The sequence below is a fragment of the Actinomycetes bacterium genome, from assembly GCA_036510875.1.
In the GTDB taxonomy this organism is placed as follows: Bacteria; Actinomycetota; Actinomycetes; order Prado026; family Prado026; genus DATCDE01.
In genome coordinates, this window is the sequence record DATCDE010000174.1 from 21,685 (window position 1) to 33,541 (window position 11,857).

Below are 11,857 nucleotides of genomic sequence, written 5' to 3' on the forward strand. Positions count from 1 at the left end.
TCCGAGCAGGTGGCGCCCAGGCAATCCCTGTCAGCGGACCCGCGCGGCGTCTCCCGTCCCTAGACTCGGGCGTGCTGGTGGGCCGCGAGGAGGCGCTCGCGCGGATTGCTTGGGTGGTCTCCGGCGCCCGCGCCGGTCACGGCGGTGCCCTCCTCCTGAGCGGTGAGCCGGGTAGCGGCAAGTCCACACTGCTGGATGCGGCACGCGCCGACGCCGACGGCATGACGGTGCTCCGCTGGGCGGGCGCGCAGGATGAACGCGAGTTCCCGTACGCGGGCGTCCACGCGCTGCTCCGGCCGCTGCAGCGCCATTGGGGCGAGCTCGTCCCCGCTCAGCACGACGCGCTCGAGCAAGCCCTGGGGAGCCTCAGCGGCGAGCCACCGGCGCCGTTGCTGGTCGGTGCAGCGGTGCTCTCGGTGCTCGACGCCGCCGCCGCGGATGCTCCCCTCCTGATCCTCATCGACGACCTCCAGTGGGTCGACATCGAATCGAGAGAAGCGATCGGGTTCGCGGCTCGTCGGCTGGCCGACGACCCGGTGGGGCTGCTCCTGGCTGCTCGGTCGGAGGGCGCGGAGCTCCTGGGTGTCGACCGGTACGACTTGCCTTCGCTCGAGCCGGCAGCCGCGCTTGAAGTGCTGGCCCTCAACGGCGTGGTGCGGTCGGTGGCCGAGCGGCTGGCCGCGGTGGGCGGCGGCAACCCGCTGGCGCTGGTCGAGCTGGCCACGCTGCTGGACGACGACCAGCGACGTGGTGCCGCTCCCCTCCCCGACCCGCTCCCTGCGACGAGCCCGGCCAAGGTCTATGCCACGGCGTTCGCCGCCCTGCCGCTGCCGGTCCGCCTGGCGGCGGCCACCGCCGCGATCGCCGGGAACGCGCCGGCCTGGGTCCTGGCCGCCGCCCTCGAGGGGGTCGGGACCGACCACAGGCGGCTGGCCGAGGCGGAGCCCACCGGCCTGGTGCTGTGCAGCCCTCGCGGCGTGATCTGGCGTCATCCGCTGGTCCGCAGCGCTGCTGCTGCGGCGGTGAGCCCCGCGGAGCGCCGGCGGGTGCACGCGGCCGTCGCCGACGCCCTCGGCAGCGCGCAGGCCAGCGCACCCGCCGTGGTCTGGCACCGGGTCGAGGCCTCGACCGGGCCCGACGAGAGGCTCGCGGGCGCGCTGGAGGAGGTGGCCAGGACCGCAGCGTCCCGCGGAGCCCACCTGGCGGCGGCCCAGGCGTTCGAGGTCGCCTCTCGGGTGGGCACCGACCCGACGGCCGTCCCACGACGGCTGGGCGAGGCCGCCCTGGCCGCCTGGGCAGGCGACGACCCGGCCACCGCCGCACGGCTCATCGAGGAGGCCCTGCCGACCGTCGAGGACCCGGACCTGCGCTGGCGCCTGTCGTTGACGGCGGGTCAGGTCGCCCAAGCCACGGCGGCACCCCAGCAGGCGTGGGAGGCCTTCCTCCGGGCGGTCGACGAGGCCCGTGCCGCTGGACGCCAGGACCGGGAGGTGCAGGCGCTGGCCAGCGCGTTCAACCCGGCGCTGCACCTCGACGACCCGGACTGGCTGCGCCGGCTGGCCGAGCAGATCGCCGTTGCGGCGGACCCCCACGACCCGGTGCAGGCCGTCCGCGCGCACGCCGTCCAGGGGTTCACGCTGCTCAACGCCGACCAGGCCGAGGCCGGACGGCGGCACCTCGAACAGGCGCTGGCCACCATCGAGGACGAGGATCTGCTGCGGACCCACACCGACCTGCTGCAGATGACGGTGCAGGCCGCGATGTGGTCGGGGAGCCCGATGCGGCTCCGCGAGGCGATCGACGAGACGGTGGCCCGGCTGCGCGCGGCCGGCGACACCCGCATGCTCACCGCCACGGTCCGCGGCCTGGCGTGGTGCGACTTCTCGGTAGCCGCGTGGGACGCCGCCGCCGTCCGGGCCGACGACGCGCTCGACCTGGAGCGGATCACCGGCCGGGTCACCGACGTCGCGGACTCGCTCACCCTGGTGGCCACCCTGGAGGGGGCGCGGGGCCAGACGCAGGACGCCCTGGCTCACGCCCGCGAAGCCCGCCGGCTGGCGGAGACGCTGGGCAGCCCCTGGCGAACCGCGGACGCGCTGTGGTGCGAGGTGCTGGCCCTTCTCTCGGTCGGCGACCTCGCCGCCCTCGTCGAGCCCACCGACGCACTGGTCGCGCTGCTGAGACCAGGACGAGTGGCCGCCGTCCAGCCGGAGTACCTGGACGCCCCGGTGGCGCTGGCCCAGCTCGGACGACGCACCGACGCGACGGCGCTGCTGGACCTGCTCCAGCAGCGGGCCGGGCAGGACGCCAGGCCCGAGACCCGGGCGGGGGTGCTGCTCGTCCGCTGCGCCGTCGAGCCGGACAGCCTGCCGCTCGCGGAGGAGGCGGCGGAGCTGGCCGCCGAGCTGGAGGGCGTTGAGTACGTGTTCCCGCGCGCCCGGCTGCTGCTCGCAGGCGGGGCGATGCGGCGCCGGCTGGGGCAGCGGATCGAGGCCAGAAACCTGTTGCGGGGCGCCGAGAGCGACTTCACCGCCCTCGGCGCGGCCCCGTGGCTGGCGCGAACCCGCGAGGAGCTTCGAGCCTCGGGGGCGACCCTGCGCAGCCGGGCCGCCCCGGACGACGCGCTGACGGCCGCGGAGGTGCGGGTGGCACGGTGCGCCGCCGACGGCCTGACCAACAAGGAGATCGCCGCCACGCTCTTCCTGTCCGGGAAGACCGTGGAGTTCCACCTGGGTCGCATCTACCGCAAGCTGGGCGTCCGCAGCCGCTCCGAGCTCGTGCTGGCGCTCGTGGCCGGCGACCGAGACTCGCGGGTCAGCACCGGAGACTGACTCGCAGCCTCCCCCTGCCGGGGATTCACCCAGCGCCACCAGGGTGCCCCGGCTGGTCCCCTGTGCGTGCGGGCCCACCGCGCCCGCACCCGGAGGTTCACGATGACGCACCGCCTTGCCGTCCCCGCCGCCACCCTGCGGACCGCCGTCCTCGGCGTCGCCGGCTGCCCGGGCGCCGCGAGCACGACCACCTCGACGGGCAGCACGAGCCCCGCCGCGGGTCCGGCGTCGACCGCGCCCGCGTCGTCGGCTTACCGGTCAAGGCCGGGATCGACTCCAAGGCCGCGGGTCCGAGGACGGCGTCCAGAAGCTCGACGGCTGCCTGTACCTCAGCGACACCAGCGGATCGCTGGGCTACACCGTGCAGAAGGTGTCGGCGCCGATGGGCCCGATGATGCTTTCGACGATCCAGGCGCTGGCCGCCCAGTCGTCAGGGTCCCCCGCCAAGCCGTTCCCGAGCGGCCTGCCGCAGGCGGTGGCGTTCACCATGACGCTGCCCGGCGGCGTCGACGCCCAGGTCGCGCTGCTCACCGGTCGCGGCCGGCTGAGACTCACGGAGCGGCCCGGTAGCTCATCGCCTCCTCGACCCGCTGCTCGGCGATGCGCTCGGCGACCCGGCGGGGCGGCTCGCCGCTTTCGGCCACGCCGTCCAGCACCAGCCGGGTGTTGGTCCGGATCTTGTCCTCGATCGTGGCGAAAGCCTGCACCGACGTGCCCCCCGCGTACTCGACAGCCGCGCAGATGACCCCGCCGGCGTTGGCCACGAAGTCGGGGACGACGACCACGCCGCCCGCGTGCAGCCTCTCCTCGGCCTCCCGGCTGGCCGGGATGTTGGCGCCCTCCAGCACCAGCCGGGCCCGCAGGTCAGAGACGTTCTCGACCGTGAGGACGTCCGGCCGAGCCGCCGGGACCCAGATGTCGCAGGGCCAGCCGACCAGGTCCTCCGGCGCGACCGGCGACCCGCCGGCGAAGGTCGAGACCGTCTCCCCGGTCGCCTTGTGCGCGACCAGCGCCTCGATGTCGAGCCCCTCGTCGTTGGCCACCGCGCCGCGGCTGTCGGACGCCGCCACCACGACCGCCCCGCGCTGGACCAGGAACCGCGCCGCGTGCGATCCGACCGACCCGAAGCCCTGGACGACGACGCGGGCACCGGCCAGCTGCACGGCCCCTCGCTCAGCGGCCACCTCGGCGGCGATCGCCACCCCGTACCCGGTGGCCCCCAGCACGTCGAGCGGGATGCCCCCGAGGACGGCGGGCAGCCCCACGGCCCGACCGCAGGCGTCGCGCAGGTGCGCCATCAGCGGCTCGTTCAGGCCCATGTCGGGGCCGGGGATGTAGCCCACCACGTCTCGGATCGCGCGCCCGAACGCGCGGACCAGGCGCACCTTCTCCTCGAACGGCAGCCCCGGGTCGGCGACGATCCCGGCCTTCGCGCCGCCGTGCGGCAGCCCGGCCGCGGCGTTCTTCAACGTCATGGCCCTGGCCAGCCGGGCCACCTCGACCACGCTGACGTCGGTGGCCATGCGCAGGCCACCGATCGCGGGGCCGGCCGCGAGGTTGTCCACCACGAGGTATCCCAGCAGGTGGGCGGCCGGGTCGTTCACCACGATGACCTGCTCGGGCCCGAAGCGATCTACCTCAGGCAGCTCAACCATCGCCATGACGACCTCCTCGGAGCGTGCCGATCTCGACGGTCAACACGTACCGCGCCGGGGGTCGTCCCGACAGGGCCGTTGGACCGAGCCGAACGTCATCCAGGCTCTCCCCCTGCCTGCATGAGGGTGCCCTTCTGTGCGTGCTACCGAAACAACCCACCCTTCATGGACGACGTCCACCGGCGACGCCGCCGTCCGTGAAGGGCGTACTTCTTCGAGCACACGCACAGAAGGGCACTTTCATGCGGAAAGTGGGGGTCAGCTGACGGTCAGCCCACCGTCCACCACGAGCGCCTGACCGGTGACGAAGGAGGAGGCGTCGCTGGCCAAGAAGACTGCGGGGCCGGCGATCTCCTCCGGCCGCGCCCAGCGCTGCATCGGCACTCGCGAGATCAGCGCCTGCCCGGCCGCGCCGTCGCCGGCGCGGGCGAACTCGGTGAGGTCGGTGGACACCCAGCCGGGCACCAGCGAGTTCACCCGGACGTTCGCGTGCGCCCACTCGACGGCGAGGGTCCGCGTCAGGGACAGTACGGCCGCCTTCGCGGCGCCGTAGTGCGCCATGAACGGCACCGAGGCGACGCCGGCCACCGAGGCCACGTTGATGACCGACCCCGACCCCTGGGCCAGCATGCTCGGGCCCACCGCCTGGCATACGTGCACGATCGAGTCGACGTTGAGCCGCTGGGCCTTCTCCCAGCCGGCGAACCGAAGGTTGACGAAGGGGCTCATGAAGCTGTTGCCGCCGGCGTTGTTGACCACGACGTCCAGCCGACCGAGCTCGCCCAGCGCCCGCCCCACCGCCGCCTCGACGGCCTCCCGGTCGGTCACGTCCGCGACGAGCACGACGGCGCGCCGGCCGTGGCCCTCGACCGCCGCGGCCACCTCGTTGAGCAGCTCCTCGTTGCGAGCCAGGACAGCGACGTCCGCGCCGGCTGCCGCGTAGGCCTCGGCGATCGCCCGGCCGATCCCCCGGGATGCGCCGGTCACCAGCGCGGTCTTGCCCTGCAGGTCGATGCTCATCGCAGCCCTCCGGTCAGGTCGTTCCACGTCTGCGAGGGACCCTCCCATGCCCAGGTCAGCGGCACCTCCCCGGGGGCCACCCGCACAACCACCTCCTCCAGCACCCGGCGGGCATGGGCCTCCCCCACCCACAGGTGCCGGGCTCCCTCGACGCCGACCACCTCGGCCTGGGGCACCCGCGCGAACCGCCGCCGGGCCTCCTCCGGACGCAGGTAGTCGTCCAGCTCGGGGACCAGCGCCACGAGCGGCTTCCCAGACGCCGCCCAGGTGTCCAGGTCGGCGTCCACCGAGTACCGCAGCGGCGGGGACAGCAGGATCGCGCCGTCCACCGCCGGGTCGCAGCCCCAGCGCAGCGCCAGGTCGGTGCCGAAGGACCAGCCCAGCAGCCACGGGTGCGACAGGTCGTGGTGCTCGACGTAGTCGAGGGCCGCGGCCACGTCGAGCCGCTCGTCCGTCCCGCCGCCGAAGCTGCCGTCGGAGGTGCCGGCCGCCGAGCTCGTGCCGCGCGTGTTGAAGCGGAGCACCGCGATCCCGGCCAGGGCAGGCAGCCACCAGGACGCCTTGCGCAGCAGGTGGCTGTCCATCATCCCGCCGTGGGTGGGCAGCGGGTGCAGACAGACCAGCGTGGCGACCGGGGAGCGGTCCACCGGCGTGGCCAGCTCACCGACCAGCCGCAGCCCGTCCGCCGTGTGCAGCACGAGCGGCTCCCGGCGCGCGGGCAACACGGTGTTCGACTTGATCTCGGCCATCGGTCCTCGGGGCAGGCGATTGTTCGCCGACTCTAACCAGCAAGCCGTGCAAGCGCCCGATCCGGGGTTGCCGGTGGGGTCACCCGGTCGTCCCAGTGATCACGGCGTCACCCGCTCGGAGACCGGAGGTGATCTCGGTCAGGGACGTCGTGGACAGCCCGATGCTGACTGCCGTGGTCTGCGGCTGGCCGTTGACGAGGACCTGGACGACGTCGCCGGTGTCGCCACTGCGCAGCGCACCGGTCGGCACGGCCAGGACGTTGGTCTTCGTGGCGGCGGTCCAGCTGACCTGCGCGGACATGCCGGGCAGCAGCCCGGGCGGTGGACCGGTGATCGCGAGAGTGACCGGGAAGGAGACCACCGTCGCCCCAGCCGTCGAGCTGGCGTTGGATCCAGCGGTCGGCGCCTGGACGACGGCCACCGGTGCGGTGGCGCCCAGGGCGGTGAAGCTGGCCTGTCCGGTCTGGCCGACCGTGATGTAGGGCGCGTCCTGCTCTGCGACGTCGACCACCACCTGGTACCCAGCCGCGCGCAATACCACAGCCGGGGATCCCGGCAGAGTCCCGACCACGAGGTTCACCGAGAGCACCACGCCGTCCGATGGGGCGGTCAACGTGGTGGCAGCCAGTGTCGCCTGAGCCAGGGACACCGCAGCCTGGGCGGAGACCAGCGAGGTGGTGCCACCCGACCCGCCACCGCTCGAGCTTGCGCTGGAGCTTCCACTGCTTGTCGAAGCCGAACGGGCCGGGGTGGCTGTGCCGGTTGAGGTCGAGGGGCAGGGGCTGGCCGTCGCGGTCCTTGCCGCCGTCGTGGGCTTGGCGGTCGGGGCGGCCGTGGGGGTCGCAGCCCGGCTCGACACGGGGGTCGGGGTGGTGGACGGCGTCGGGCTGGACGAGGGTGCCGGTGGTCCCTGCCGGCCCGGGAAGGTCGTGGGGCTGGAGGACGTTGTCGGGCTCGCGCTGGGTGTCGGGCTGCTCGACGACGTCGGGCTCACCGTGGGGGTCGGGGTCGGGGACGGGGTGGGGGCGGCACCCGACCGTCCACCGGTCCCGGTGGTGCAGGCCGCGGCGGAGCCGGCCCTGGCGGTCGTCGTCGTGCTCGTGGTCGTCGTGTTCGTCGTCGGCGACGGACTGGCCGCCGCGCTGGCCTGGGCTTCGGCCACGGCGAGCTGGGCCTCGGCGCTGGCCAGGGCCGCTGCCGCCGTGGTGCTCTCCACGGTGGCCAGCTGCTGCCCGGCCACAACGGTCTGCCCGGGATGCACCGCGACCGATGTGACCGGCATGCTGCTGGTGCCGAAGGACAGGTTGAGGGTGCTCGCCGGCTGGACGGTGCCGGTGGCCGAGATCCGGTCCGTCACCGTCGTGACCGTGGCCGCTGTGGTCGTGTAGCTGATGGAGGCAGCCGAGCTCGACCCGCCGTTGGTCGCCAGCACCGCGGCGACGATCACGGCACCCACGACGACGGCAACCTGCACCGTGCCGGCCGAGACCCGGACGCGAGCCATGTCAGCTGGTCGTGGTCGGGGCGGGCAGCACGAAGATGCTCGTGGCGGTCCGGCTGGTGCCGCTGGTGGTGGTGGTCACCACGACGCGCTGGCCGTTGGCCAGGTCGGACAGTGCCCCCGCAGTGGTCTTGGTCACCGTCGCGGTCGACGGGAGGGTGATGGTGACCGTGCCGGCCCGGGTGGTCAGCGACAGGTTGCCGTTGCCGACCGAGGCGATCGTCCCCGACACCGCGCCAGGACCGAACAGGCCGCCCAGCGCCCCGCCGCCGCCACCGGCGAACCCGCCACCGCCGCCTCCCGTGCCGATGCCGGTGCCGGTGCCGGTGCTGCCGGAGCTTTGGCACAGCCGGGCGACCAGGAAGCTCGACGCATTGCCACCGGCGCCACCGGTGCCGCCGCCGCTGGTCGCGGAGGGGGTGCCGCAGGGCAGCTTGCCGGCCTGGGCGTCGGCGACGGCGGCGACCAGGGTGGTCGGGCCGCTGGCGGTGTAGTGGCCGAGGGCGTAGCCGGCTCCCAGCAGGACGACGCCGACGACCGCCCCGATCGCGTACAGCGAGTTGCGCGAACCGGACGCCTTCGGCACGCGGGGCGGCTTGGCGGGGTTGGCGATGAACTCCGACAGGTCCGGCAGCGCCGGCTGGGCCGGGGGGATGGGCTGGGTCGGGTCGTAGGGCGTGGACATGCGCGATTCTCCTCGATCACTCGTAGCGGAGGGCTTCGACGGGGTCGAGCCGGGAAGCTTGCTGGGCCGGCCAGTAGCCGGCGACCACACCGACCAGCAGCGCGGAGGCGAAGGCCAGGGCGATGGCGGCCAGGGACGGGACGGCGGTCACGTTGACGGCGTGCCCCACCGGGACGGTGGCGGCGGCGCCGAGCACGACGCCCACCAAGGCACCGCCCAGGGTCACGATCACCGCCTCGACCAGGAACTGCCGGCCGATGTCGCGCCGCCGAGCGCCGATGGCCTTACGGGTGCCGATCTCACGGACCCGCTCCCGCACCGACACGAGCATCGTGTTGGCGATCCCGATCCCACCCATGACCATGGCGATCACGGCGATCCCGATCAGGAACCGCTGCAGCGTCGCGGACTGCTGCCCGGCGACCGCCAGCAGCTGGTCCTGGCTGGCGAGGGAGAAGTCGTTGGTCGCGCTGCCGGACAGTCCGTGCCGGTAGCGCAGCGTCGAGGTGATCGCGCTGGACACGTAGGGGATCTGGGTCGGGTCGGACACCGACACGGCGACCGAGCGCAGCGTCGTGGTGCCGGTGAACAGCGTCTGCACCGTGGTGGTCGGCGCGAACACGAAGTCGTCCGGGTTGTTGAACCCGGTCGCGCCGCCCTTCGGCTGGGTGACCCCTACCACCCGGAACGGGATCCCGTTGACGTCAACGGTCGACCCGACGATCGTGGCCGGGGTGGCGCCCAGCGCGGTCACCGTGGCTGGCCCCAGCACCGCGACCCGCAACGCCTTGTCAGTCTCCACCTGGGTGAGGAACGTGCCGTACTGGACCTGGTAGTTGCGCACGCTCGCCTCGGCCGGCGTCGTCCCGGTCAACGTGGTGGTCGTGTTGGTCCGCCCGTCGACCACCACCACGTTGCTCACCGGCATCTCCGGGGCCACCGCGGCCACCCCCGTGGTCGCGGCCACCGCGGTCGCATCCCCGACCGTCAGGGTCGAGGCGGACCCGGCGGCGCCGCGCACTCCACCGCTGAACGCCGAACCCGCCGTGATGCTCAGCAGGTTGGTGCCCAACCCCGCGATCCGCGCGGTCAGCTGGTTCTTCGTGCCCTGCCCGATCGCCAGCAGCACCACCAGCGAGCCCACCCCGATGATCACGCCGAGGGCAGTCAGCGCGGTCCGCAGCCGGTTGGTCCGCAGCCGCCGGACCGCCAGCCGCAACGCCTCGGTGAAGCTCACGCGCTCACCGTCGCTCGCTCGTCGCTGACCACCAGGCCGTCAGCGATGTGCAGCACCCGCTCGGCCTTCGCCGCGATGTCCACGTCGTGGGTGATGGTGACGACGGTCAGCCCGGAGGCGTGCAGGCCATCCAGCAGGGCCAAGATGTCCGCGGACGCGGCCGAGTCCAAGTTCCCAGTCGGCTCGTCTGCCAACAGCAGCGGCGGGTTGGTCACCAGCGCCCGGGCCACGGCCACCCGCTGCCGCTGCCCACCGGACAGCTGCGACGGATCGTGACCCAGCCGGTCGCCCAGACCGACCCGCTCCAGCGCGGCCCGCGCCCGGTCCAGCCGCTCCCGCCGCTTCACCCCCGCGTACACCAGCGGGGACGCCACGTTCTCCAGGGCCGACTCCCCCGACACCAGGTTGAAGCTCTGGAAGACGAACCCGATGACCTTGTTGCGCAGCCGGGCCTGGCTGTCGTCGGACAACGTCGACGTCTCCACGCCGGCGAACCGGTACGACCCGGACGTCGGCCGGTCCAACAGCCCCAGCAGGTGCAGCAGGGTGGACTTCCCGGACCCAGATGGCCCCATGATCGCGACGTTCTCTCCCGGGTGGATCGCGAACGACACTCCCCGCAGCGCCCACACGCCGACCTCACCCATCCGGTACGCCCGGGTCAGGTTCTCGATCTCCATCAATGCCGTCCCGGGCTCAGCCACCGGTGACACCCCCGCCGCCGCGGAACCCGCCGCCCCCGCCACCGGTCAGCCCCCCGCCGCCGCGGAACCCGCCGCCCCCGCCACCGGTGAGACCACCCGTGGTCGTGCTGGTCGACGTCTGCGCGGTCGGGTTGACCACCCCGACCACCACCGTCTCGCCCTCACTCAGTCCGGCGATGATCTCGGTGCTCGAGTTCGTGCTCAGCCCGATCTCCACCGGCTTGCTCACCGGGACCCCGGACTGCAGCACCTGCACCGTCGGCGCCGTCGACGAACCCTGGATCGCGGTCGTCGGCACCTGCAGCACGTCGGCGTGCTGCGCGATGACGATGGTCACCTGCGCGCTCATCCCGGCGAGGAGGTCCGCGGGCGGGCTGGTCAGGTTCACCGTCACCGGGAACGTCACGGCCGACCCCGAGCTGGACGATGCCGCCGTCGGCAGCGCCGCCAACGTCCCGGCCACCGACTTCGACAGCGCCGGCAACGTCACGGTCGCCTTCTGCCCGGCCTGCAGACTGGCCATCGCGCCCTCTGGCACCGACGCGACCACCACCAGCCCGTTGGAACGCATGGTGATCGCGGGAGACGTCGGCGGAAGACCCACCGTGACGTTCACGGCGGTGACCACCCCGGCCACTGGTGCCTTCAACACCGTCGCGGCCACCGCCTGCTGCGCGCTGAGCACCTGCTGCTCCGCCTGCGCCACCGAGGCGGCGTCCGACGCGACCGTCGTCGCGCTCGTTCCGGACGGCTCCGCGGCCTGCCGGGCCTTCGCGCTGGACAGCTGAGCCTCGGCGCTGCTCAGCTGCGCCTGCGCAGCCGTGTCGTCCAGCGTGGCGAGCACCGCACCAGCGGCTACCTGCTCACCGACCTTCGCGGTCACCGTCCGCACGACGGTCGCGCCGCTGCTCACGCTCTGCGTCGTGCTCCCGGTTCCGGCTGAGCTGTTCGATCCCCCGGAGCTGCCCGAGCCGCTGCCAGCGCTGCCGGAGCCGCCTGAGGACCCCGCCCCGCTCGACGTGGACCCGCTGAACGCCAGGCTCACCGAGATCTGCGGCTGCACCGACCCGGTCGTCGCGACCGTCTCGGCCACCGTCCCTCGCGTCACCGCCGCCGTGAGGTAGCGGGTCTGGGCCGCCTCCCCGTGGCGCGTACTCCAGAACAGACCCGCGCCCAGCAAGGCCAGGACCAGGACTCCGGTGAGCATCCATTTACGCACCCCCGGAGTCTGGCTGGCGGCTGCTGGGAGGCTGATGAATGAATGCTGGGAGTTCGCTGGGACCGTTGGGGCTCAGTATCGGGGCCGGCCCCGGCCGCGCTGCTGCGTGGGCCGTCGCCGGCCCCGCGCGGACCAGCAGGTCGTGTGCCAGTGCCGGCGGTCGCCCAGGTCACCGAGCCCGTCGGCCGGCCAGGCCACCACGTGCGGGGTGGCCGGGCGGATCTCCTGGTCGCAGCCGGGGCAGCGGTACACCTTG

At 73.6% G+C, this 11,857-nt stretch carries 12 protein-coding genes; 2 read left to right on the plus strand and 10 right to left on the minus strand.

Translation table 11 applies throughout. The annotated features are described in order from the left end of the window. The first annotated feature begins 71 nt into the window (after positions 1–71). The gene (locus VIM19_10120) at positions 72–2,831 is read left to right on the plus strand and encodes an AAA family ATPase (GenBank protein HEY5185237.1); all 2,760 of its coding nucleotides are present in this window, start codon (positions 72–74) and stop codon (positions 2,829–2,831) included. Positions 2,832–3,185: 354 nt separating this feature from the next. Here VIM19_10120 and VIM19_10125 read toward each other — a convergent pair whose 3' ends face one another. The 5 genes from VIM19_10125 to VIM19_10145 all read right to left on the minus strand — a co-directional run bounded on the left by VIM19_10125 (position 3,186) and on the right by VIM19_10145 (position 6,868). Then, on the minus strand, positions 3,186–3,362 hold the full coding sequence (locus VIM19_10125) for a hypothetical protein (protein HEY5185238.1): 177 nt from the start codon (positions 3,360–3,362) through the stop codon (positions 3,186–3,188). A gap of 20 nt (positions 3,363–3,382) precedes the next feature. Continuing rightward, positions 3,383–4,492, minus strand: a complete 1,110-nt coding sequence (locus VIM19_10130; GenBank protein ID HEY5185239.1) for a Glu/Leu/Phe/Val dehydrogenase — start codon at positions 4,490–4,492, stop codon at positions 3,383–3,385. Positions 4,493–4,744: 252 nt separating this feature from the next. Then, complete coding sequence (locus tag VIM19_10135; GenBank protein HEY5185240.1) at positions 4,745–5,506, minus strand: SDR family NAD(P)-dependent oxidoreductase; 762 nt, start codon at positions 5,504–5,506, stop codon at positions 4,745–4,747. Next, positions 5,503–6,255, minus strand: coding sequence for an alpha/beta fold hydrolase (locus VIM19_10140; protein HEY5185241.1), 753 nt, complete (start codon positions 6,253–6,255; stop codon positions 5,503–5,505). Before VIM19_10140 ends, VIM19_10135 begins: the two co-directional genes overlap by 4 nt. Positions 6,256–6,334: 79 nt before the next feature. After that, a complete protein-coding gene (locus tag VIM19_10145; GenBank protein ID HEY5185242.1) occupies positions 6,335–6,868 on the minus strand; it encodes a hypothetical protein in 534 nt (177 codons plus the stop codon). A 136-nt stretch (positions 6,869–7,004) separates the two neighbouring features. Here VIM19_10145 and VIM19_10150 point away from each other — a divergent pair, with 136 nt between their 5' ends. Further along, positions 7,005–7,643, plus strand: coding sequence for a hypothetical protein (locus VIM19_10150; protein ID HEY5185243.1), 639 nt, complete (start codon positions 7,005–7,007; stop codon positions 7,641–7,643). A gap of 117 nt (positions 7,644–7,760) precedes the next feature. On the opposite strand, the gene VIM19_10155 is transcribed toward VIM19_10150, so the two are convergent. The 5 genes from VIM19_10155 to VIM19_10175 all read right to left on the minus strand — a co-directional run. After that, positions 7,761–8,441 (minus strand): hypothetical protein, encoded by a 681-nt coding sequence (locus tag VIM19_10155; GenBank protein ID HEY5185244.1) that lies wholly within the window; start codon positions 8,439–8,441, stop codon positions 7,761–7,763. A gap of 16 nt (positions 8,442–8,457) precedes the next feature. After that, positions 8,458–9,678: an ABC transporter permease gene (locus VIM19_10160; GenBank protein HEY5185245.1), complete on the minus strand. Its 1,221-nt coding sequence runs from the start codon at positions 9,676–9,678 to the stop codon at positions 8,458–8,460. Beyond that, positions 9,675–10,358, minus strand: a complete 684-nt coding sequence (locus VIM19_10165) for an ABC transporter ATP-binding protein (GenBank protein HEY5185246.1) — start codon at positions 10,356–10,358, stop codon at positions 9,675–9,677. Before VIM19_10165 ends, VIM19_10160 begins: the two co-directional genes overlap by 4 nt. Before the next feature lie 16 nt (positions 10,359–10,374). Continuing rightward, positions 10,375–11,601, minus strand: a complete 1,227-nt coding sequence (locus VIM19_10170; protein ID HEY5185247.1) for an efflux RND transporter periplasmic adaptor subunit — start codon at positions 11,599–11,601, stop codon at positions 10,375–10,377. A gap of 72 nt (positions 11,602–11,673) precedes the next feature. Further along, positions 11,674–11,857 (minus strand): hypothetical protein (locus VIM19_10175; GenBank protein ID HEY5185248.1); only part of this gene is annotated, 184 nt, incomplete at its 5' end.